Raw genomic sequence first — 21730 nt, 5'->3', positions numbered from 1 at the left:
CCGCGCACCGCGGCCGCCCGCATCCGCCTGGCCCGTCCATCCGCGCCTAGGGCGACAGGGCCAGCACGTGCTCGGCCGGGCCGGGCAGGAACGGGGTCGGCTCGCCGTCGACCCAGGCCCGGTGCCCGGCGCCCCAGAACGGCGACAGCGGATGCCCGCTCTGCCCGCCCGGCATGTGGACGATGCCGTCCGCCTCGTGTCCGGGGGCAACGACCATGCGCTGGCTGGCGCCGAACGCGGGCGCGGCCACGCGCGGCATGTCGGTGTCGCCGGCCAGTTCGTCGGCCGGCATGCACAGCCTGGACCCGACCCAGCCCGGCAGCGCGGCCGCCAGCGGATGGCAGATCCGCGCGGTGTTGAGTTCGCCCCAGCGGCGCTGCGCCAGCGCGCCGTGGCCGCCCAGGTCCGCACCGACCTCCTTGGCCGCGTCTTCCAGCAGCGCATCCCAATCGGCGAAGCGGGGCGGCAGCAGATGCGCCGGGCGCTGTTCCAGCAACGGCCAGGCCACGCCCTCGAACTGCGGCAGCCACGGCATCTGGAAGTCCTCGCCGAGCGCGGCCTGCGCCGGCGCGGTCAAGCCATCGGCGATGCGCGCATGCACCGCCAGGCGCCAGGCGCCGACCAGCCGGTAGGCGACCGACTCCGGGCTCGCGCGCCCTTCCCAGCGCCGCGCGGCCGCGGCCAGCTCGCCCAGCGCCGCGCCCTTGCCGGCCTCGGCCTGCAGCAGCGCCCACCAGCGCTCCAGGAACAACGCGCGGTCGTCGAGCTGGAGGGCCAGCAGATCGCGCTCGGTGAAGCGCTCCTGGGCGAACAGGCCGTCGCGGATCTGCCCGGCGCGCGCGCCCAGGGCGTAGCCGGCATCGCCGGCGCGGGCCAGGTCGGCGCCGTCGAGGATGCGGTTGTTGGCGGTCCACAAGCGGTGCGAGGGCGGGTCGACCAGGCTCGGCGCACCGGCGCTTTCGATCGCCCATGGCTCGCAGGCGCCGGCCGCGACCGTGGCCGGATCGCAATCGCCGGAACGGTGCGGACGCGCGCCGATCAACCGCCAGCCGATCCGGCCGCCGGCGTCGGCGACCACCAGGTTCTGCGCCGGCATGCCGGCCAGGTCGGCCACGGCGAAGGCCGCGTCGAGGTCGCGGGCCGAGGCCAGGCCGGAGAGGGCGAAGTTCATCGCGCCGGGCTGCTGGGCGGTCCAGCGCAGCGCGAGCAGGTCGTCGCCCGCCTCGGCCAGGACCGGGCCCCAGCCGGACTCGCGCACCCGCAGGACCTGCGCCGGCTGCCCGGCGACGCGGACCGTCTCCTCGTACTGGCGGATGTCCGGCGAATCCCGGGGCACCGCCAGCCAGTCGGCGTTGTCGATGTAGCCGTTGGTGAACCCCCACGCCACGTGCCCGTTGCTGCCGGCGATCACCGCCGGCACGCCGGGAAGGGTGAAGCCGGCAACCTCGACCCTGCCGCCGGGCGCCCGCGCATCGGCGTAGCGCAGGCGCGCGCGGAACCACAGGTTGGGCGCGCGCAGGCCCAGGTGCATGTCGTCGGCGACGATGGCGCGGCCGTCGGCGGTCAGGGCGCCGCCCACCGCCCAGTTGTTGCTGCCCGGGGCCAGCCTCTCGGGCAGCCCTTGCCGCGCGGCGGCGGCCACCGGCAGGCGCCGCAGGTCGACCTCGCCGGCATCGGGCAGGGCCGCATTGCCGCGCGCCTGGCCCAGCAGCGGCGCGTCCCACTGGCTGCCGTCGTGGGCCAGCAGTGCGTACAGCGCCGGCGGCAGGTGGGGCTTGATCTTCCACAGCGCCAGCTCGCGCGCGTTGCCCGCGTCCTGCAGGTCGAAGTACATGGCGTAGCCGACCAGCGCGGAATCGGCCACCTCCCACCGGCGCGGCGCCTGGCGCAGCAGCAGGTAAGGCCAGGGACGGACGGCCAGCGCCGCCAGGCCGGCGTTGACGCCGTCGGCATAGGCCTGCAACTGCGCCGCATGGCCGCCGGTGAACGCCGCCAGGTCGGCCGCCACCCGTGCGCGGATGCGATGCGCGCGGTGCCGCTTGTCGAACTCCACCGCGATCGGCCCGAACAGTTCGGACAGCTCGCCGGCCGCGGTGCGGCGCATCAGGTCCATCTCGAAGAAGCGCTCCTGGGCGTGCACGTAGCCCAGCGCGCGCGCCATGTCGGTCTCGTCGGCCGCCTCCACGGTGACCGTGCCCAGGGCATCGCGCTGGATCGACACCGGCGCGGACAGGCCGGGCAAGCCGGCTTCGCCGTCGAGGTCGGCCAGGCTGCCGCGCAGCAGCACCCAGGCCGAAAGCGCGGCCAGCGCGGCCAGTGCCAGCAGCAGCAAGGCGACGCGACGGATCCATCTCAGCATGTGCAGTCCCCCATGGTCGGCCGGCATCGGCCATTGCGCCGCATCCGCGGCATGGATCAGTCCCGCGCCGCCCGCGGCAGCGCCCATACGCTGTTCGGATCGCCGTGCAGGCCGCGGCGCAGCGCGGCGCGGGCCATCCGCCAGTAGGCGGCGGCCATCGCCACGGCGACGGCGTCCACCATGAAGCGGTGCCAGTGGCCATGCCGCATCGCCGCCAGCGGATGTTCGCCGGACGCGGCGAACCCGGCCAGCGGGATCGCCGCGGTCAGCAGCGCGCACGCCCACAGCAGTTCGTGCGCGGCGCGGGCCGGCGGGCGCAGCAGCGCCCACGCCAGGCTGGCGAAGAACACCAGGTAGTAGCCGCGCGGCGCCCACGGGTCCGCCAGCAGCGCGCCGGCCAGGAACGTGGCCGACACGCCGGCCACGCACCCCAGGCACACGCCCAGGGTCAGCCCCGCCATGACCCGGGTGCGGCGCGGCTGCCCGGCCTGCCTGCGCTTGCGCCGCGCCTCGATCCACAGCAGGTTGCCGCTGTAGAACAGGAAGGCGCCGGCCAGGCCGAGGACGAAGTACAGCCACTTCACCGCGTAGTGGCCGAAGTTGCCGAAATGCAGCGAGTACATCGCGTACAGGAACGCCCGGCCCGGCGAATAGTCGCGGGGTTCGGAGGTGGCGATCGTCTCGCCGCTCGCCGCGTTCAGGGCGACCGCGCCGGTGCTGGTCAGGCGCCGTTGCGCCAGTTCGCCGTACACCGTGGCCTGGGCGTTGGCGTCGCCGGCATCGTGGAAGCCGATCGAGTTGATCTCCAGCGCGGGCAGTTCCCGCTGCGCGCGGCGCAGCAGCTCGTCCAGCGGCAGCATCGGCCTGGTCACGCCGGCCGGCTCCACGTGCGGGGCGACCTCGAAATCCGTCTCCAGGATCTCCAGCAGCCTGCCCTCGTAGACCAGGAACTGGAACGGCGCCAGCAGCAGCAGGCCGATGGCCAGCACCGCCCCGGTCCAGGCGAACACGACGTGGAACGGCAGCGACAGCACGCCCACCGCGTTGTGCGCGTCCTGCCACAGGCGCTTGACGTTGCGGCCCAGGCGCAGCGCGAACAGATCCTTGAGCAGGCCCGGCGCGTAGATCACCACGCCGCTGACCAGGGCCAGCCCGTACAGGACGCAGACCACCCCGAACAGGTAGGTGCCGAAGGTGCGCGGCAGGCCGGCGGTGAAGTGCAGGTCGTAGACGAAGTCGACCGCGCCCAGGCGCGGCGGGGCCTCTTCCAGCACGCCGGCGGCGTCCAGCACGAAGCGGCGCGATTGCCCGCTCGATTCGTTGTACCAGTACGCCGAGGGCTGCGGGCCGTGCTCGCCGGGCAGCACCAGGAACACGCTGTGGGCCGACTCCGGGTGCGCGGCCAGCAGCGCATCGAGCAGCGCCTGCGACCGTTCCAGCGGAGCGTGGACGGCGCCGTCGTCGGCGCGCTGCCAGTCGCCCAGCTCGTGGGTGAACACGGTGACCGACCCGGCGTAGAAAGCAATGAACAGCGCCATGCCGGCGACCAGGCCGACCCAGGTATGCACCGACAGGAAGGTGCGCAGCGTGGCGGCCCTCATGCGCCCACCTCCACCCACCCCAGCCACTTGCACGCGTGGATCAGGCCGAAGCACAGCGCCGTGGCGCCGCCCAGCCACAGCCACGCGCGCAACCCGGTCCTGCACGCGAAGGCCAGCGACATCGCCGCGATCCACACCGGGAACGCGAGCAGCAGCCAGGGCAGCGTGGTCGCCTCCAGCCGCCCCGGCCACGCCAGGGCGAGCAGGCCCACCAGGCCCACCGCCAGCGGCAGTCCCAGCAATGCGGCGGCCAGCGACCTACCCCACATGGCGCGGCTCCTCGTGCGCCGCCGCGCGCGCCTGGCGCCAGGCATCGAAGTACGGCAGCAGCACCGCCGCCAGCATGAACGCGGTCAGCGCCGCGAACACGCCGGCCCACACGCCCAGTGCGGCGATCGCCGCCAGCAACGCCAGCAGCGCGCATGCCCCCGCCGCCATGCGCAGCGCGCGGACGCGGCCGCCGCGCCGCGGCCACAGCTTCTGGTGCGCGCAGGCCAGGTAGAAGCCCAGCGCGGCCAACAGGGAAAGGAGCAGCCAGGCGGCCGTCATGCCGGCCCCGCCGCCGGGATGCCATCGCAGGCGGCGGCATCCCGAGCCGGACCGGCGCGGCGCGCGGCAACTTGCAAGCCCATGGTGCCCCCGGGAATCGGGACCGGCGACGGTCGTGGGGGACGTGGCGAGCGGCTGGCGTCCGACCGCCAGGATTCTAGGTGAAGGCGATTCCCCGCGCCAACGCGCGCGGCCTCCGCCGCATGCGCCGGCCCGCGCTGCGCGGCGTGGCTCACCGCCTCCACCAGCAAGGGGACGAACCGCCCCTGCGCCAGCGTGGACAGCGCCGCCTCGGTGGTGCCGCCGGGCGATGCGACCTGGCGGCGCAGTTCCTCCGGAGGCCGCGCCGAACCCGACATCAACTGCGCGGCGCCGGGCTCGGCCACGCGGATCGCCGCGGCCGGCATGCCCTGCCGCAGCAATCCTCCGACCAGGCAGCGCGCCATGTGGCCGCCGCCGACGAACGCGATGCGGGCGCTCATCGGCGCCCGGCCCCGGACCCGTCGGCGCGCTGCCCGTCGGCGGCGGCGGGCGCCGGATACTCCACGCCGAGGGTCCGGCACAGCCATCGCGCGCTGTCGGCGATCGCCCGGCGCGCGGTCGAGGACACCGCCATCGCCTCGATGAAGCTGTGCGGCGCGCCCGGGTAGACCTTCGCCTCCACCGCGACGCCGGCCGCGAGCAGGCTGCCGGCCATCTGCAGGTTCTGCTCGGCCAGCGCGTCGCACTCGGCGATCACCAGGAACACCGGCGGCAACCCGTCCAGGCGCGCGAGCAGCGGCACCAGGCAGGGATCGCGGCGGTCGTGGACGTGGCCGGCGTAGTTGTCCCAGAACTCGCGGATCTCCTGCGCGGTGAGCATGTCCTCGGGCGAGGCGTAGCGCTGCAGGGCGGTCGGGGAGAAGTCCGGGCCGAAGCCGCCGTAGATGCTCAGCACCGCCTTGACCGCATCGCCCTGGCCGGCGTCGCGCAGCTTCAGCGCCGCGCCCATGGACAGGCTGCCGCCGGCCGAGTCGCCGCCCAGGGCCAGGCGCTCGCCGTCCAGGCCGTGGTCGGCGCCGTGCGCGCGCAGCCAGCGCACCACGCCGACCACCTGGTCCAGCGCCGCCGGGTAGCGCGCCTCCGGCGCCAGCGCGTAGTCCACGCCGACCACGGCCATGCCGGTGGCGTGGGCGTACTCGCGCATCAGGCGGTCGTGGGTGTCCAGGCTGAACAACGCCCAGCCGCCGCCGTGCATGTAGACCAGGGTCGGCTTGGCCCGGCCCGGCGCGGGATCGTGGATGCGCAGGCGCACCGGGCCGGCCTCGGTCGGCGCGCTCGGCTCGGTGGTCCGGCCCATCGCCGGACCGCCCTCGCGCCAGGGCGCGCGCGAGGCCTCGGCCAGCGCGCGGCGGGCGGGCCAGTCAAGCGCGCGGCCCTGGCTCAGGCGTTGCCAGGTCGCGCGCACGTCGTCGATGAACAGCATGATCTCCGGGTCCAGCGGCGCCGGCGCCGGCATCGGCGCGGGCAGCGCCTGCGGCCGGTCCTGGGCGAAGCGGCGCATCCATGCCGCCAGCGCGTCCTGGCCGGTGATGTCCAGCCCGCGCAGGATGTCGGCCAGCACGTCGTCGCGTTCGTCCTGGCCCAGCTTGAACGCACTGCGCGCCGCGCGCACGTGGGCGTGGAAGCCGACCACGCCCGGCGCGAGCTGCGCGTAGCGCGCGCCCATGTCGCGCACGCTCCATGCCGCCGGCCGCCCGGCCTCCATCTGTTCGACCAGGCCGCCGATCAGGGCATCGGCGTCGGCCGGGGTGTCGCGCAGTTCGACCTCCACCTCGAACACCGCCCAGGCGTAGTTCCAGGTCGGCGCGCGGCTGCGGTCGGCGAACCAGGACGGGGAGATGTAGCCGTGCGGGCCCAACAGCAGGATGGTGGCGCGCGGGTCGGCAGCCAGCGCGCGCACCTGCGGGTTGCCGCGGCCGAAGTGGCCGAGGATGCGCACGGGCCGGCCTTCGGCATCGCACTCCAGTTGCAGCGGCAGCACGCTGGCGCCGAGCTGCCCGGCCTGGCCGGTGACGATCCAGGCCAGGGGCTGGCCGGCGAAGAGGTCGATCGCGTCGGCGGGCCCGCGCGCGGAAAAGAGAGGATTCATGGACGGATCACACGGACAGGGGAAAGGAAGGTGCGGGAACGGCCGCCGGCGGCGAAGCCACCGAGACGGGCGGCCACCGCCCCTGCCAGGGCCGGGCCTGCTCCAGTTCCAGCGCCAGGCCCAGCAGCAGGTCCTCGTCGCCGCGGTCGGCGCCGAACATGCTGCCCAGCGGCAGGCCCTGCGCGTCGCAGGACAGCGGCAGCGAGATGGCCGGGGTGCCGGCCAGGTTCTGCAGCGGCGTGTAGGCGATCCAGTCGAACATCGTACCCATCAGTTCCTCCGCCGGGAGCGACGGGCCGAAGCTGCCCAGCGGCGGCACCGGCGCGGCGACCACCGGCGACAGCAGCACGTCGTAGCGCGTGTGGAAGGCGGCCATCTGCGCCGGCAGCCGCGCCAGTTGCGCGTAGCCGCGTTCCAGCGCGGCGGTGGGCAGTTCCAGCGCGCGCCGGCCCAGGGCCAGGGTCCAGGGCTCCAGCGCATCCTCCAGCCGGCGCCCGCCCAGCAGCGGCCGGGCGGCATCCACGCAGTCGGCGCCCAGGTGGGTCCAGATGTCCTGGAAGGCGTGCAGCATGGCCGTGCCGTCCAGCGGCCACTGCGCCGCCTCCACCGCGTGTCCCAGCGAGGCGCACAGGTCGGCGCTGGCGCGGATCGATTCGGCCACGTCCGGATGCGGCGCATCGCCGAGCAGGCCGGCCTGGATCACGCCGATCCGCAGCCGCGCGGCGCCCGGGCGTGCGACCGCGGCGCGGCGCGGGTCGACGTGCGCGGCGGCGAAGCCCTGGGCCACGTCGCGCACGCTGCGCGCCATCAGGCTGTCGCCGACCAGCAGGTCCTCGATCGTGTGCCGCGCGCGCACCCGCACCGTGCTGTCGCGCCCCGGCTTGAGCCCGACGATGCCGCAGCAGGCCGCCGGGATGCGGATCGAACCGCCGCCGTCGCTGCCCTGCGCCAGTGGCACCAGGCCGGCGGCCACCGCCGCCGCCGCGCCGCCGCTGGAGCCGCCGGGCGAATGCCGCGGCGACCACGGGTTGCGGGTCACCGGGCCGGCCAGCGGCTCGGTGGAGCCGAGCAGGCCGAACTCCGGCATCGACGACTTGCCCACCGCCACCAGGCCCTGCGCATCCATCCGCTCGGCGTAGGCATGGCCGCGCTCGGCCAGCACCCCGCTGCGGCTGCGCGAGCACGCGCGGGTCGGCATGCCCGGGTAGTCCAGCGAATCCTTGGCCAGCCACGGCACCCCGGCCAGCGGCGCGTCGGCCAGCGGGCCGGCCGCGCGCGCCCGCGCCCGTTCCGGCGCGCGATGGCTGACCGCGCCCAGCAATGGGTCCAGCGCCTCGATCCGCAGCAGCGCGGCTTCGGCCAGTTCCGGCGCGGACACCTCGCCGCGGCGGCGCAGCGCGGCCTGGTCGTGCGCATCCAGGCGCCCGATCTCGAAGGCCTGGCGCAGGCTCATGGGGGTGGCGCTCATGCGACGGTTCCGGTGGAAGCGGGGGGGACGGGAAGCGAGGCCACGGCGAGGCCGCGCGCACGGGCGCGGCCATAGCCGAAGTACAGCGCGGCGCCGAGCGCGCCGTAGGCGCCCAGCAGCAGCGCCGGCAGCCAGTCGCCGCGGCGCAGTTGGCCGAGGATGTCCAGCGCCACCGGCAGCACCATGGCCGCGCTGCAGGCGATGGCCAGCACCGGCACCACGCCCAGCCAGGTGCCGCGCACGGTCGGTCCGCCCAGCGGCACGCGGAAGCGGTGCCCGGCGTGCGGCTGGCCGCCGCGCAGGCGCATCAGGGCGAAGGCCACGGTGCTGAACATGAAGGCCACGCCGAAGCTGACGATGTCGGCGATCACCGCGATCGGCAGCAGCGCGGCGCCGACGGCGGCCAGCGCCGCCAGCACCAGGTTGGCCTGCCACAGGCTGCCGCGGCGCGCGTGCACCACCGCGAACAGGCCGGGCAGCAGGCCGTCGCGCGCCATCGCGTAGCACACCCGCGAATGGCCGAAGGCGTTGGCCAGCAGCACCGAGGCCAGCCCGGCCAGCGCGCCGACCTTGATCAGCACGGCGAAGCCCGGCATCCCGATCCGGTCCACCGCGATGGCGATCGGGTCGGGCACACCCAGCTCGCGGAACGGCACCAGCCCGGTCAGCACCACCGCCACCAGCCCGTACAGCAGGGTGCACACCCCCAGCGAGCCGAGGATGCCCAGCGGCACGTCGCGCTGCGGGTCGGCGGTCTCGGCCGCGGCGGTGGACACGGTCTCGAAGCCGAGGAAGGCGAAGAACAGCAGCGAGGCCGCACGCATCACCCCCTGCCAGCCGTAGGCGAAGCCGCCCTCGTTGGGCGGCACGAACGGGCGCCAGTGGGACGCGTCCACCGCGCCGGCGCCCACAGCCACGAAGCCGACCAGCACCGCGACCTTGATGACCACCAGCACCGCGTTGGCCCGCGAGGAATGCGAGATGCCCCAGGCCATCACCGCGCCCGCCGCCAGCACCGCCAGTCCGGCCACCAGGTTGATCCCGTGCCCGAGTTCCAGCGCCACCTGGCCGCCGCTGCCGCCGGCCCGCACCAGCGGCGTGGACAGCGCCGCCGGCAGGGCCAGGCCCAGGTCGCCGAGCAGGCTGCCCAGGTAGCCGGAAAACCCCACCGCCAGCAGCGCCGCGCCGGCGCTGAACTCCAGGAACAGCAGCCAGCCCAGGGCCCATGCCGGCCCCAGCCCGAGCATGCGCCTGCAGTAGGTGTAGGCCGAGCCGGACTCGGGCATGCACGCGGCCAGCTCGGCGTAGCACAGGCCGACCAGGACGCAGGCCGCCCCGGCCAGCCCGAACGACACCACCACCGCCGGCCCGGCGTACTGCGCCGCCGCGGTGCCGGTCATCACGTAGACCCCGGCGCCGAGGATGTTGGCGATGCCCAGCACCAGCAGCGAGCGCCAGGTCAGGCCGCGGCGCAATGCGGGCGCGGCACCGTTCACCGGGCGGTCCCGTGCGCGCGCTGCGGCACCTCGCCCCAGCGCCGCTCCGCCGCCCAGATGGCGAAGGCCAGGTACATCGCCTGCTGCTCCACGCCGGGATACGCACCCAGCGGCCCGAGGTGGCCGCCCTCGGCAGCGGTCAGCGACAGGATCGGCTGCCCGGCCGTGGTCAGCACGCGCGCCTTGATCGCGAACTTCAGCGGCTCCCAGAACGAGACCGCGTCGTCGTCGACCACGCCGGTGGCCAGCAGCGCCGGATACGCGGCCGCGCGCAGGTTGTCGTAGGGCGAGTAGCTGGCCACGTAGGCGTGCTCGGCCGGGTCGGCCGGGTCGCCCCAGACCGGGATGCCGCGGGCGCCGATCGGGTGGTCCTCGTAGTACTCCAGCGAGGTCAGCACGTCCACGAACGCGACCGGCGCGATCATCCCGGCCCACAATTCCGGGCGCATCGTGTACGCCGCGCCCACCAGGGTGCCGCCGGCGGACAGGCCGAAGCCGACGATGCGCCCGCGCGCGGTGTAGCCGGCATCGGCCAGGTGCTCGGCGCAGGCGATGAAGTCGGTGAAGGTCTTCTTCTTGCCGGTGCGCCGCACCGCGTCCCACCACCGGCTGCCGCGCTCGGCGCCGCCGCGCACGTGCGCGACCGCGTGTACCCAGCCCTGGTCGACCAGCGCCAGCACCGGCGGCTCGAACGCCGCCTCGGCCGAATGGCCGTACGCGCCATAGCCGCGCAGCAGCAGCGGCGCGTTGCCGTCCAGCGCCTGCCCGGCGCGCATCACCACCGTGACCGGCACCTGCGCGCCATCGTCGGCGCGGACGTCGAAACGGCGCACCTCGTAGCGCTCCGGATCGAACGCGGGCGAGGACGCGGCCGCCGGCTGCGCGGCGTCGGCCGCGTGCCTGCCGCTCACCAGGTCGAGCAGGCGCGACTGCGGCGGCATGCGCGGCGACTGCAAGGCGAACGCCAGCGCGTCCACGTCCCAGTCCTGCCCCGGCGCCACCTGCAGCGCCCAGGCCGGCGCGTCGAACGCGACCTCCCGCTCGCGACCGTCGGCGTGCATCAGCACCAGCCGCGGCAGGGCATCGCGCCATTCCTCGCGCACCAGCGCGGCGGCGAACGGATGCACCGCGTGGATCGGGCGGCCCGGCACGTGCGCCACCAGGGGCGTCCATGCCGCGCGGCCCGGCCGCTCCAGCGGCGCGGCCATCAGCTTGAAGTCGTGGGCGCCGTCGGCATTGGTCAGCACCAGCAGGCCGCCGTTCCATTCGTCCACGTCGTAGCGCAGGCCCGGCGTGCGCGGCTCGACCCGCCGCAACGCGGCCCCGGGTGCGCGCAACGCCAGCAGCCGCACCTCCGAGGCCTGGCCATCGTCGGCGCGGACGACCAGGTAGCCGCCGGCCGCGGTGGTGCGCAGGGTCAGCGCGAAGGCGGCGTCGGCCTCGGCGTACAGCACGTCCTGCGCGCCGGAGGCGAGGTCGCGGCGCAGCACGCTCGCCCCCTGTCCGTCGGCCCCGTGCGCGGCCCAGAACAGCCAGCGGCCGTCGGGCGAGAACGCGAACGCACCGGTGCCATCGTCGATGTCGTCCACCCGCAGGCGGCCGTCGGCGACCGTGCGCACGCGCAGCCGGTGGCGTCCCTCGCCCGTTTCGACCGCCCAGCCGAACAGGCGCCCGTCGGCGCTATGGCGGGTGGCCGCCGGCGCCTTGCCGCCGGTGTCGGCGGCCTCGTCCAGGAGCACCTGTTCCGGCCCGCCGGCCGATGGCGTGCGCACGTGCACGGTGTTGCCGCCCGCCGTGCGCGTGGCGTAGAGGAAGCCGCCGCTGCGCAGGCCGGCGAGTGGGCGCGGCAGCGCGGCCAGCCGTTCGATGCGCTCGCGCAATTGGCGCTGCAGCGGCCGCGTCGGCGCGAGCATGGCCTGGGCGTAGGCGTTCTCGGCATCGATCTGGGCGCGGATCGGCGCCTCCAGCGTGGATGGATCGCGCAGCACCGCGAACCAGTCCTTCGGCCGCAGCCAGGCGTAGGGGTCGATGCGCGCATGGCCGAAGCGGCCGATCGTGGCCGCGATCCGCCTTGCCGCCGGCGGCAGCGGCCACGGAGAGGGCGCGGAGATGGACGCGGCCGCCGCCGCGATCCGCGGCGACACGGCGCCCGCCAGCAGGCCGGCGCAAGCGGCGAGGAAGGTGCGGCGGCCGGCCATGGGCGGGTCGGCGGACGGTCCTGGAGCGGCGGCGCGCGCGCATGCCGACGGTGCGGCCGGGCGCCGTGCCGGCGCGCGCGCATTTGCCTTGCGTCCCTCGTCCATCGTCTTCCCCGTCCAGGTCGCGCGGTGCATGGGCGGCGGCCGCGCCGCGAAGTTCCGGCGGTGCGCGGCGTTGAAGTCCGCACACGCGCACGATGTTTTCCCGGGCCTATCTACGCCCCGGCCACCGGCCCGTGTCCAGCCGCCACGCGCATGCGCCGAATCGCTTCAACCCATTGATGCAAAAGGATTTCCTTGCGGTCGCGCGCAACAATCCCCGCGTCCGGGCGGTGCAATTGCGCAGATGTGCGACGCCAGGGCGGGGCGATTCGACAGATCCTGCGGTCGCGCGCGCGCGCGATCGGGCACGGTTGTGGCGCGGGGAAGCGTTGTGGACACTGCCGGCACTTCCGCCCGCCACGGCCACCCGCAGATGTCCCTGAAAGACACCATCGACCGCACCGACCTGAAGATCCTGCAGGTGCTGCAGCAGGACGCGCGGATCTCCAACCAGGCCCTGGCCGACCGCGTGGCGCTGTCGCCCAGCGCCTGCCTGCGGCGGGTGCGCGAGCTGGAGGGCAAGCGCCTGATCACCGGCTACCACGCGCACGTGGCGGTGGACCGCATCCGCGCGGTGACCATCGTCCTGGCCCAGGTCTCGTTCGAGCGGCACTCGCCCGGCCATTTCGGCCGGTTCGACCAGTGGGTGGCGCGCACCGGCGAGGTGGTCGAGTCGTGGCGGGTGAGCGGGCAGTACGACTACATGCTGCGGGTGGTCGTCACCGACCTGCACGACTGGAAGCGGCTGATGCTGGAGATGATGGAAGGCGGCTTCGGCGTGGAGAAGATCACCTCCAACTTCCTGATGGACGAGATGAAGTCCTTCGGCGGCTATCCGCTCGCACCCTCGCCCGCCGCCGGCTGAGGCGGTACGCACGGCGCCGCGCGCGGCGCGGCGGGGCCTCGCCTTCAGCCCGCGCCGCCATCCTCCAGCGCCGCCAGGCAGCGGTCGCGCAGGTCCCGCACGGTGCGCGCGATCGCATCGCGGTGCTCCAGGCAGCGCGACACCGGCCCGGCGACCACGATGGACAGCCGCCGGTGCGGCAGCGGCAGCGGCAGGGCCACGCCGGCCAGATCCGGCAGGTACTCGTGGTCGCTGCGGTGGTAGCCGCGCCGCTCGCCCTCGGCGATGGCCGACTCGATCGCCTCGGGCGCCATCGGCGTGGTCTGCGAGTACCGCTCGAAGCGGATCCTGCGGTACAGCGCCTGGCGCTCGGCGGGCGCGTACTGGGCCAGCAGCGCGCGGCCCAGGGAACTGGCATGGATCGGGATGCGGTCGCCGATCCGGGCGAAGAAGCGCACCGCGTGGGCGGACTCGGCCACGTCCAGCAGGCTGGCATGCACCCCGGCCGGCGCGCCGATGGCGGTGGTCTCGCCGGTCCGGCGCGCCACTTCCGCGGCCAGTTCGTGGATGGCCCCGGGCAGCGGCTCGGCCTCGGCCACGCGCTGGGCCAGCATCAGCCAGCGCGGCGTGGGGTAATAGCCTCGGCGGTCGAACGGCTCGTAGAGGAAGCCGGCGTCGGCCAGGGTGTTGACCAGGTTGAAGGTGCTCGAGCGCGGCCAGCCGAGTTCGTCGGCGATCTCGGCCAGGGTCGCCACCGAGCCGCGGCGAGCGAAGAACTCCAGCAGTTCGAGGACGTTGGCGGCCTGGCGGACGTGCATGCGGCTTCCTGGGCGTGGGCGGGACGACGGATTCTAGTGTGCCCCCTCCCGCCCGCCATCCCCGCGCAGGCGGCACCGCCGCTCACCCTTCCGGCCGCGCCCGCCCGGGCGGCAGCCGCAAGGCATCGGAGGCGAGCAGCGCGCCGATCGCCTCCTCCGCCAACCCCGCCTCGCGCAGCACCTCGATGCCGTCGGCGCCCTGCCGCGGCGCCGGGCGCACGTCCGGCGCCGGCGTATCCGACCAGCGCACCGGCGGGGCGGTGGCGCGCAGCCTGCCTTCGCTCGGATGCTCGATCTCCTGGAAGAAGCCGGTGGCGGCCAGGTGCGGGTCGGCCAGCACGCCGGCCAGGTCGTGCATCGGCATGGCCGGCACGTCGATCCGTTCCAGCAGTTCCAGCCACTGCGCGGTGGTGCGCTCGCGGAAGCGCTCCTGCAGGAAGGCATAGACGTGGTCGATGTGCGCGGTGCGGCTGGCGAAGCTGGCGAAGCGGCGGTCGTGCACCGGCAGGTCGCCCAGGCCGAGCGCATCGAGGAAGCACTGCCAGTGGCGGTCGGTGTAGACCAGCGCGCAGACGTGGCCGTCGCGGGTGCGGTACGGCCGCCGGTAGGGGGAGAGCAGGCGCCGGTAGCCCTCGCCCGGCAGCGGCGGCTGGAAGGTCTGGCCGCCGAGGTGGTCGCTGAGCACCAGCGCGGCCATGGTCTCGAACATCGGCACCTCCACCTGCTGGCCGCGGCCGCTGCGCTCGCGGTGCAGCAGGCCGGCGCAGATGGCACCGACCGCGGCCAGGCCGACCATCCGGTCGGCCAGCGCGGTGGGCACGTAGCGCGGGGTGCCGTCGCCGGCCGTGGCCATCCATGCGCTCAGGCCGGAGGCGCCCTGGATCAGGTCGTCGTAGGCCGGCCTGCCGGCGTAGGGGCCGTCCTGGCCGAAGCCGGTGAGGCCGACGTGCAGCAGCCGCGGGTACGCGCCCGCCAGGCTGGCGTGGTCCAGGCCGAGCCGGGCCAGCGCCTGCGGCCGCAGGTTGTGCACCAGCACGTCCGCCTCGCGCAGCACCGCCAGCAGCGCCTCGCGCGCCTGCGGGCGCTTCAGGTCCAGGCACAGGCTGCGCTTGCCGCGGTTGGAGTTGAGGAACAGCGCGCCCATCCCGGGGTTGCGTTCCGGCCCCACGTGGCGGATCACGTCGCCTTCCGGCGCCTCCACCTTGATCACGTCCGCGCCCATCTGCGCCAGCACCTGGGTCGCGTACGGCCCCATCAGCACGGTGGTCAGGTCCACCACCCGGATCCCGTTCAGCGGCCCCATGGCGTCCACCCCCGGCAGGCGTTTCCGCCTGCTGCATTGCAGCAGGCCATGCTCGATCCAGTCACAAGAATGTCCTTTCCATTCAATCGGATGGGAACCACGGCGCGGTGGCGCAAACACGCGGGACACGCCAATGCTTGCCGATTAAATCACATATGTGCATTGTAAATTCACATATTGGAATTATTGGACGAACATGGCCACTCCGGACCTGGAACCCTACCCGCACCTGTTCATCGGCGGCCGCTGGGCCGAACCGGCGGACGGCGCGCACGTCGACAGCATCGACCCGGCCACCGGCCGGCCCTGGGCGCGGGTGGCCTTCGCCGGCCCGGGCGACGTGGACCGCGCGGTGGCCGCCGCGCGCGAGGCCTTCGCCGGTCCCTGGCGGCGCCTGCCCGGGCACGAGCGCGCCGCGCTGCTGCGCAGGTTCGCCGAGCTGTACCAGCGGCACGCGCCGCAACTGGCCAGGATCGAATCGCGCGACAACGGCCGCGCCCTGCGCGAGAGCCGGGTGGACGTCGGCGCCCACCACCAGTGGCTGCACTGGTACGCCTCGCTGGCCGACAAGCTGTCCGGCCGCACCATCCCCTTCGACGACAGCGTGCACGTGTTCACCTCGCGCCTGCCGGTGGGCGTGGTCGCCGCGATCACGCCCTGGAACGTACCGCTGATGTCGGCCATCTGGAAGCTGGCGCCGGCCCTGGCCGCCGGCTGCACGGTGATCCTCAAGCCGGCCGAGCACACCCCGGTCTCCAGCCTGGAACTGGCCAGGCTGGTCGAGGCCGCCGGCTTCCCGCCGGGCGTGGTCAACGTGATCCCGGGCGGGCCGGAGGCGGGCGCGGCCCTGGTCGCGCATCCGGGCGTGGACAAGATCAGCTTCACCGGCGAGGGCGCCACCGCCAAGGCGATCCTGCGCAACGGCGCCGACACCCTCAAGCGCTTCAGCTTCGAGCTGGGCGGCAAGGCGCCGCACATCATCTTCGCCGACGCCGACATCGAGCAGGCGCTCAACGCCGCCACCGGCTCGGCCTGGGCGCTGTGCGGGCAGAGCTGCGCGCTGGGCTCGCGGGTGCTGGTCGAGCGCCCGGTATACGACCGCGTGGTCGAGGAGTTCGCCCGCCGCGCCGCGAAGGTGCGAGTGGGCATGCCGCTGGACGAGGCCACCCACATGGGCCCGCAGGCGCACGCCGCGCAACTGGAAAAGACCCTGTCCTACGTCGGCATCGCCCTGGGCGAAGGCGCCGAGCTGGTCGCCGGCGGCACCCGCCTGGACGACGGCGTGCTGGCCGGCGGCTACTTCGTCGCGCCCACCGTGTTCGCCAACGTGAACAACGACATGCGCGTGGCCCGCGAGGAAATCTTCGGCCCGGTGGCCGCGCTGATCCCGTTCGAGGGCGAGGAGGAAGCCGTCGCCCTGGCCAACGCCACCGAGTACGGACTGGCCGCCGGCCTGTGGACCGGCGACGCCAGCCGCGCGCACCGGGTGGCGGCGCGGATCGAGGCCGGCATCGTCTGGGTCAACACCTACCGCTTCCTGCGCTGGTCCACGCCCTACGGCGGGATGAAGCACAGCGGTTGGGGCCGCGAGAACGGGCTGGAAGGCCTGGACGCCTACCTGGAAACCCGCACCACCGTGGTCAGCACCACCGGCCGCTTCCCCGATCCCTACGCGCAGTGACCGCTGCGCTTCCGCAACCAGGAACACGAGCATGCGACTGAAAGACAAACTGGCGGTGGTCACCGCCGCCGCCTCGGGCATGGGCCGCGAAGGCGTGCTGCGCTTCGCCCGCGAAGGCGCGCGGGTGGCCGCGATCGATCTCAATGCGCAGGCGCTGGCACAGCTGGCGATCGAGGTCGCCGAGCACGGCCATGCCCCGCTGGAGACCCTCGTCGCCGACCTGTCCGATCCGGTCCAGGCGCGCGGCAGCATCCACGAGGCGGCCGCGCGCCTGGGCGGGATCGACGTCCTCTGGGCCCACGCCGGCATCCCCGGCCCGGCCACGGTCGAGGGCATGGACCTGGACGAGTACCGGCGCGCGATCGACCTCAACGTCACCTCGGCGGTGCTGGCCGCCGGCGAGGTGGCCCGGCACATGCGCGCGCGCGGCGGCGGCTCGCTGATCTTCACCGCCTCGGTCTCCGGCCTGGTCGGCTCGATGATGAGCCCGGTGTACTCGGCGGCCAAGTTCGCCGTGGTCGGCTTCGCCAAGTCGGCCGCGCAGCGCTTCGCGGCCGACGGCATCCGGGTCAACGTGGTCTGCCCGGGCCTGACCGAGACGCCGATGAAGCAGGGCTTCGTCGGCCGCAGCGGCGATCCCGAGGAGACCGCGGCCAACGAGCGGAAGCTGCTGGCCGCGATCCCGATGGCGCGCTTCGGCCTGGCCCACGAGGTCGCCGACGCCGCGCTGTGGCTGGCCTCGGACGAATCGTCCTACGTCACCGGCGTGGCCCTGCCGGTGGACGGCGGCTACACCTGCCGCTGAGCCGGTCCGGCAACGGCGCCTGGAACACGCCGCGCACTGGTTCGCCGATCTGCGCCTGGATGCCTGGACCACGCCGGCGGAAGGCGATCCGCCGACGGGCCTTGCGGGCGCGCTACAGCCAGCCCTTCTGCCGGGCCAGGCGATAGGCCTCGATCCGGTTGCCCACGCCGAGCTTGCCGATGGCCTCGGACAGGTAGTTGCGCACCGTGCCCTGCGACAGGCCCAGGTGCGCGGCGATCTCGCCGGAGGAGCGGCCCTCGCCGGCCAGGCGCAGCACCTGGCGCTCGCGCTCGTTGAGCGGGTCGGCCTCGCTCCACGCTTCCACCGCCAGTTCCGGGTCGATCGCGCGGCCGCCGTGGCGAACCTTGCGCAGGGCCTCGGCCAGGCGTTCGGCCGGCGCGTCCTTGAGCAGGTAGCCGACCACCCCGGCGTCCAGCGCGCGGCGCAGGAAGCCGGCGCGGGCGAAGGTGGTGACGATCACCACTTTCACCGGCAGCGCATGGCGCTGGATGCGCTGGGCCAGCTCCAGTCCGGTCAGGCCGGGCATCTCGATGTCGGCGACCAGCACGTCGGGCCGCAGGCGCTGCAACTCGCGCCAGGCGCTCTCGCCATCGGCCGCCGCGCCGGCCACCTCGATGTCCGGCTCCATGCCCAGCAATGCGGCCAGCGCGCCGCGGACCATGGCCTGGTCCTCGGCCAGCAGCACGCGGATCATCGGTGGCATCGCCGGAGGGGCATGGGAGCGACGTTAGCAAACCGCGCGCGGCTCAAGGCAACGCCGGCGGGACCGCCGCCATGGCCGCATGCCCGTGCGGCAGCTCCGCCAGCAGGCGCGTGCCGCGGCGCGGCGCCGGTTCGATACGCAGGCTGCCGCCCAGCATCTCCAGCCGTTCGCGCATGCCGCCCAGGCCGTTGCCCGGGCGGATCGCACCGCCGCGCCCGTCGTCCTCCACGTGCAGCCGCCAGCCTCCCGCATCGCCGCCCAGCCCCACCCGCACGCGCGTGGCCCGCGCATGCCGGTGGATGTTGGTCACCGCTTCGCGCAGGCACAGGGCCAGCACGGTTTCCTGCTCGGCCGGCAGCGCGGCGTCTTCCACCTCCACCTGCAGCGACACGCCCTCGCCTTCCAGCAGCAGCCTGGCCGCGGCCAGTTCGGCCGCCAGTCCCGCGGCGCGGATGCCGGTGACCGCGCGCCGCACCTGGCCCAGCGCGTCGCGCGCGACCTGGCCCAGCTCGGCGATCTCGCGCCGGGCCGCGGCCGGGTCGCTGTGCAGCAGCCTGCCGGTCAGGTCGGCCTTCAGCGCCACCAGCGACAGGGTATGGCCGAGCAGGTCGTGCAGGTCGCGGCCGATGCGCTCGCGCTCGGCATTGGCGGCCAGGCGCCGCACTTCCTCCTGCGAAAGCCGCAGCGCGGCGCTCTTCTGCCGGCCCATGCGGTCCACGTACACCAGCAGGCCGACCACCACCGTGGTCAAGGGCATCCACAGCATCGCCGACCAGGGGAAGCCGATCGCCCGCGCCCAGCCCACGAAGACCAGGTTGAGCAGCAGCAGCGACAGCGCGTACCGCCATGGCGAGCGCCACTGGCCGCTGCCCAGGAACACACAGCCGAACACGAAATAGCTCATCCCCGACGGATACCACCGCAGCAGCGCCAGGCTCAGGGCGGCCATGCCCAGCGCGCACGCCGGCACCCAGCGCAGCGGCGACGACAGCGCGGCGGCATACAGCAGCACGAATACCGGGTAGGACAGCGCAGTCAGCAGCCACCACGTCGCGTCATAGCCCTGCGGGGTGAACACCGGCACGATGAACACCCACATCGTCCACAGCAGGTGGATGGCTTCGCTCCAGGCCGGGCGGCCCTGGCACTGGCTGGAGGCCAGCAGCGAATCGGGAGCCACGGGGAGCCAGCGGAACGCGGATCGGGACATCGCGATGAATTCCGGAAGAAGGAAAGGGCCAGGAAGGCCGGGCGGGAAGTCCACCGGGGGCGTCCATTCTCCGACGCGGCAGCGGCCGCCGGCAGTCGTGCGCCTCATGCCGATGGCATGACAGCCGTCACTACGCCATCCGGCCCCGGGCCGGCAGGATGCACCCGTCCACCGCCGCGCCGGGCGACCCGGCCGCGACGGGCGAACGTCCGGACACGTTATCGTCATCCGCGCACAGGCGGGAGGCCCGCGGCTCGAAGCCGTCGAAGGCCAAGGCACCGGCTCTGGCCCGCGCGGAGCGGGGCGAGGGGGCGGACCGCTCCGAAAGGCCGCTTTGGTGACTTCCGGCAACTGGTCTGCCTGTACCCTTGCGCCGGACACTGGCACGGGATCCGAAAGAGAACTCAATGAACGCTTCCGCCGAACTGCTCAAGGAACTCCGCATCGAGCGCAGCAAGACCCCATCCACCCCGCCACCGTCCCGGCGCGGGCTGTGGATCGGGCTGGCCGTGGCCGCGGCGGTGGCCCTGGCCGCGCTTGCGGCCTGGGCGCTGCTCGGCCGCGAGCAGGCCCCGGAAGTGCGCACCGCGCCGGTGGTGGCCATCGCCGCCGGCAATGCCAGCGCCTCGGTGCTGGACGCCAGCGGCTACGTCGTCGCCCGGCGCATGGCCACCGTCTCGGCCAAGGTGACCGGCCGGGTCAAGGAGGTGCTGATCGAGGAAGGCATGCGCGTGGAGGAGGGCCAGGTCCTGGCGCGGCTGGACCCGATCGACGCCGATGCCCAGCGCGCCCTGGCCGCTTCGCAGGTGGCCGCCGCGCACAGCCAGGCCGACGGCGTGCAGGCGCAACTGGTGGACGCCGAAGCCAATGCCCGGCGCCTGTCCGAGCTGGTCGGCCGGCAACTGGTCTCTCGCGCGCAGTACGAGCAGGCGGTGGCCCAGCGCGACAGCCTGCGCGCGCAACTGGCCACCGCCCGGCGCAACGCCCAGGTCGCCGGCGACCAGTTGCACATCGCCACCCAGGGCGTGGACAACACCATCGTGCGTGCGCCGTTCGCCGGCATCGTCACCGCCAAGGCGGCCCAGCCCGGCGAGATCGTCTCGCCGCTGGCCACCGGCGGCTACACCCGCACCGGCATCGGCACCATCGTGGACATGGAGTCGCTGGAGATCGAGGTCGAGGTGGGCGAGTCCTACATCGGCCGGGTGCGCCCGGAGATGCCGGTGGTGGCCACGCTCAACGCCTACCCGGAATGGCGCATCCCGGCCGAGGTGATCGCCATCATCCCCGCCGCCGACCGCGGCAAGGCCACGGTCAAGGTGCGCGTGGCGCTGAAGGAAAAGGACCCGCGCATCGTCCCGGACATGGGCGTGCGGGTGAGCTTCCTGGAAGCGGCGCCCGAGGCCGGCCAGGAGCGGCCGCAGGGCGTGCGCGTGCCGGCCGCCGCCATCGTCCAGCGCGCCGGCGCCGAGGCGGCGTTCGTGCTTGGCGGCGACGACAGCGTGGAACGGCGCGCGGTCCGCGCCGGCATGGCGATGGGCAAGGACCGGCAGGTGCTGTCGGGCCTGGGCGCCGGCGAGACCGTGGTGCTCGACCCGCCGGAAACGCTCGACGACGGCGACCGCGTGCGCGTGGCCGCCGAAGGCGGCACGCGCTGACGCCGTACCGATGTGACACCCCGCGCCCCGGCGCGAACCACCCTGGACACCCGCCGACGCCAGCGCGCGAAGGCCACGACGAGGAACATGCGATGACCGCCCTGGTTACCCTCCGCAACGTCACCAAGACCTACCAGCGCGGCCCCGAGAAGGTGCAGGTGCTGCACGGCATCGACCTGGACATCCCGCGCGGCGACTTCGTCGCGCTGATGGGACCGTCCGGCTCGGGCAAGACCACCCTGCTCAACCTGATCGGCGGCCTGGACACGCCCAGCGGCGGCCAGATCGAGATCGAGGGCGAGCGCATCGACCAGCTCGGCGCAGGCCAGTTGTCGACCTGGCGCAGCCAGCACGTGGGCTTCGTGTTCCAGTTCTACAACCTGATGCCGATGCTCACCGCGCAGAAGAACGTGGAGCTGCCGCTGCTGCTGACCCGCCTGGGCGCGGCGCAGCGCAAGCGCAACGCCGAGATCGCGCTGACCCTGGTCGGCCTGGCCGACCGCCGCCGCCACCGCCCCAACGAGCTGTCCGGCGGCCAGCAGCAGCGCGTGGCCATCGCCCGCGCCATCGTCTCCGACCCCACCTTCCTGATCTGCGACGAGCCCACCGGCGACCTGGACCGGCACTCGGCCGAGGAGATCCTGCAACTGCTGCAACTGCTCAACCGCGAGCACGGCAAGACCATCATCATGGTCACCCACGACCCGAAGGCGGCCGAATACGCCACCCATACCATCCACCTGGACAAGGGCGAGCTGGCCGATGCGCCGGCGCCGCACTGAC

Annotated in this window: 18 protein-coding genes; 5 read left to right on the top strand and 13 right to left on the bottom strand. The window is 74.1% G+C overall.

What is annotated here, in order from left to right:
* Nucleotides 1–46: 46 nt before the first annotated feature.
* From HNR76_RS00240 to HNR76_RS00200, 9 genes are read right to left on the bottom strand one after another with little or no spacing between them, the layout of a single operon-like run.
* Nucleotides 47–2359: a penicillin acylase family protein gene (locus HNR76_RS00240; RefSeq protein WP_162310832.1), complete on the bottom strand. Its 2313-nt coding sequence runs from the start codon at nucleotides 2357–2359 to the stop codon at nucleotides 47–49.
* Nucleotides 2360–2415: 56 nt separating this feature from the next.
* On the bottom strand, nucleotides 2416–3960 hold the full coding sequence (locus HNR76_RS00235; protein ID WP_162310833.1) for a PepSY-associated TM helix domain-containing protein: 1545 nt from the start codon (nucleotides 3958–3960) through the stop codon (nucleotides 2416–2418).
* Nucleotides 3957–4229, bottom strand: coding sequence for a hypothetical protein (locus tag HNR76_RS00230; RefSeq protein WP_162310834.1), 273 nt, complete (start codon nucleotides 4227–4229; stop codon nucleotides 3957–3959). Before HNR76_RS00230 ends, HNR76_RS00235 begins: the two co-directional genes overlap by 4 nt.
* The gene (locus HNR76_RS00225) at nucleotides 4219–4509 is read right to left on the bottom strand and encodes a hypothetical protein (RefSeq protein WP_162310835.1); all 291 of its coding nucleotides are present in this window, start codon (nucleotides 4507–4509) and stop codon (nucleotides 4219–4221) included. The genes HNR76_RS00230 and HNR76_RS00225 overlap by 11 nt, the downstream gene beginning before the upstream one ends.
* On the bottom strand, nucleotides 4506–4991 hold the full coding sequence (locus HNR76_RS00220) for a pyrroline-5-carboxylate reductase family protein (protein WP_162310836.1): 486 nt from the start codon (nucleotides 4989–4991) through the stop codon (nucleotides 4506–4508). Before HNR76_RS00220 ends, HNR76_RS00225 begins: the two co-directional genes overlap by 4 nt.
* Nucleotides 4988–6640 (bottom strand): alpha/beta hydrolase fold domain-containing protein, encoded by a 1653-nt coding sequence (locus tag HNR76_RS00215; protein ID WP_162310837.1) that lies wholly within the window; start codon nucleotides 6638–6640, stop codon nucleotides 4988–4990. Before HNR76_RS00215 ends, HNR76_RS00220 begins: the two co-directional genes overlap by 4 nt.
* Nucleotides 6641–6647: 7 nt before the next feature.
* Nucleotides 6648–8108 (bottom strand): amidase family protein, encoded by a 1461-nt coding sequence (locus HNR76_RS00210; RefSeq protein ID WP_162310838.1) that lies wholly within the window; start codon nucleotides 8106–8108, stop codon nucleotides 6648–6650.
* Nucleotides 8105–9604 (bottom strand): amino acid permease, encoded by a 1500-nt coding sequence (locus tag HNR76_RS00205; RefSeq protein WP_162310839.1) that lies wholly within the window; start codon nucleotides 9602–9604, stop codon nucleotides 8105–8107. The genes HNR76_RS00210 and HNR76_RS00205 overlap by 4 nt, the downstream gene beginning before the upstream one ends.
* Entirely contained in the window at nucleotides 9601–11802 is a 2202-nt protein-coding gene (locus HNR76_RS00200) for a prolyl oligopeptidase family serine peptidase (protein ID WP_162310840.1), read from the bottom strand. The genes HNR76_RS00205 and HNR76_RS00200 overlap by 4 nt, the downstream gene beginning before the upstream one ends.
* 475 nt (nucleotides 11803–12277) lie before the next feature.
* On the opposite strand from HNR76_RS00200, the gene HNR76_RS00195 reads away from it, so the two are divergent.
* The gene (locus tag HNR76_RS00195; protein WP_162310841.1) at nucleotides 12278–12769 is read left to right on the top strand and encodes an Lrp/AsnC family transcriptional regulator; all 492 of its coding nucleotides are present in this window, start codon (nucleotides 12278–12280) and stop codon (nucleotides 12767–12769) included.
* Between the two features lie 44 nt (nucleotides 12770–12813).
* On the opposite strand, the gene HNR76_RS00190 is transcribed toward HNR76_RS00195, so the two are convergent.
* Nucleotides 12814–13566 carry an IclR family transcriptional regulator gene (locus tag HNR76_RS00190; RefSeq protein ID WP_162310842.1) on the bottom strand — a complete coding sequence of 251 codons (753 nt, stop codon included), beginning with the start codon at nucleotides 13564–13566 and terminating at the stop codon, nucleotides 12814–12816.
* Nucleotides 13567–13648: 82 nt separating this feature from the next.
* On the bottom strand, nucleotides 13649–14869 hold the full coding sequence (locus tag HNR76_RS00185; protein ID WP_162310843.1) for a CaiB/BaiF CoA transferase family protein: 1221 nt from the start codon (nucleotides 14867–14869) through the stop codon (nucleotides 13649–13651).
* Between the two features lie 196 nt (nucleotides 14870–15065).
* On the opposite strand from HNR76_RS00185, the gene HNR76_RS00180 reads away from it, so the two are divergent.
* Together HNR76_RS00180 and HNR76_RS00175 are read left to right on the top strand one after the other, a co-directional pair.
* Nucleotides 15066–16550, top strand: coding sequence for an aldehyde dehydrogenase (locus HNR76_RS00180; RefSeq protein WP_162310844.1), 1485 nt, complete (start codon nucleotides 15066–15068; stop codon nucleotides 16548–16550).
* Nucleotides 16551–16581: 31 nt separating this feature from the next.
* The gene (locus HNR76_RS00175) at nucleotides 16582–17355 is read left to right on the top strand and encodes an SDR family NAD(P)-dependent oxidoreductase (RefSeq protein WP_162310845.1); all 774 of its coding nucleotides are present in this window, start codon (nucleotides 16582–16584) and stop codon (nucleotides 17353–17355) included.
* 112 nt (nucleotides 17356–17467) lie between these two features.
* On the opposite strand, the gene HNR76_RS00170 is transcribed toward HNR76_RS00175, so the two are convergent.
* Nucleotides 17468–18070: a response regulator transcription factor gene (locus HNR76_RS00170; RefSeq protein WP_162310846.1), complete on the bottom strand. Its 603-nt coding sequence runs from the start codon at nucleotides 18068–18070 to the stop codon at nucleotides 17468–17470.
* Nucleotides 18071–18122: 52 nt separating this feature from the next.
* Nucleotides 18123–19289, bottom strand: a complete 1167-nt coding sequence (locus tag HNR76_RS00165; RefSeq protein WP_162310847.1) for a sensor histidine kinase — start codon at nucleotides 19287–19289, stop codon at nucleotides 18123–18125.
* Between the two features lie 407 nt (nucleotides 19290–19696).
* Between HNR76_RS00165 and HNR76_RS00160 the strand changes: the two genes are divergently transcribed.
* Together HNR76_RS00160 and HNR76_RS00155 are read left to right on the top strand one after the other, a co-directional pair.
* A complete protein-coding gene (locus HNR76_RS00160; protein WP_162310848.1) occupies nucleotides 19697–20947 on the top strand; it encodes an efflux RND transporter periplasmic adaptor subunit in 1251 nt (416 codons plus the stop codon).
* Between the two features lie 92 nt (nucleotides 20948–21039).
* Nucleotides 21040–21729 (top strand): ABC transporter ATP-binding protein, encoded by a 690-nt coding sequence (locus HNR76_RS00155; protein ID WP_162310849.1) that lies wholly within the window; start codon nucleotides 21040–21042, stop codon nucleotides 21727–21729.
* The last annotated feature ends 1 nt before the right edge of the window (nucleotide 21730 follow it).

The organism is Pseudoxanthomonas broegbernensis (assembly GCF_014202435.1).
GTDB classification, from domain to species: domain Bacteria; phylum Pseudomonadota; class Gammaproteobacteria; order Xanthomonadales; family Xanthomonadaceae; genus Pseudoxanthomonas; species Pseudoxanthomonas broegbernensis.
The sequence above is the reverse complement of the archived record's forward strand: the minus strand, read 5'-3'. Positions and strand labels throughout refer to the sequence as shown.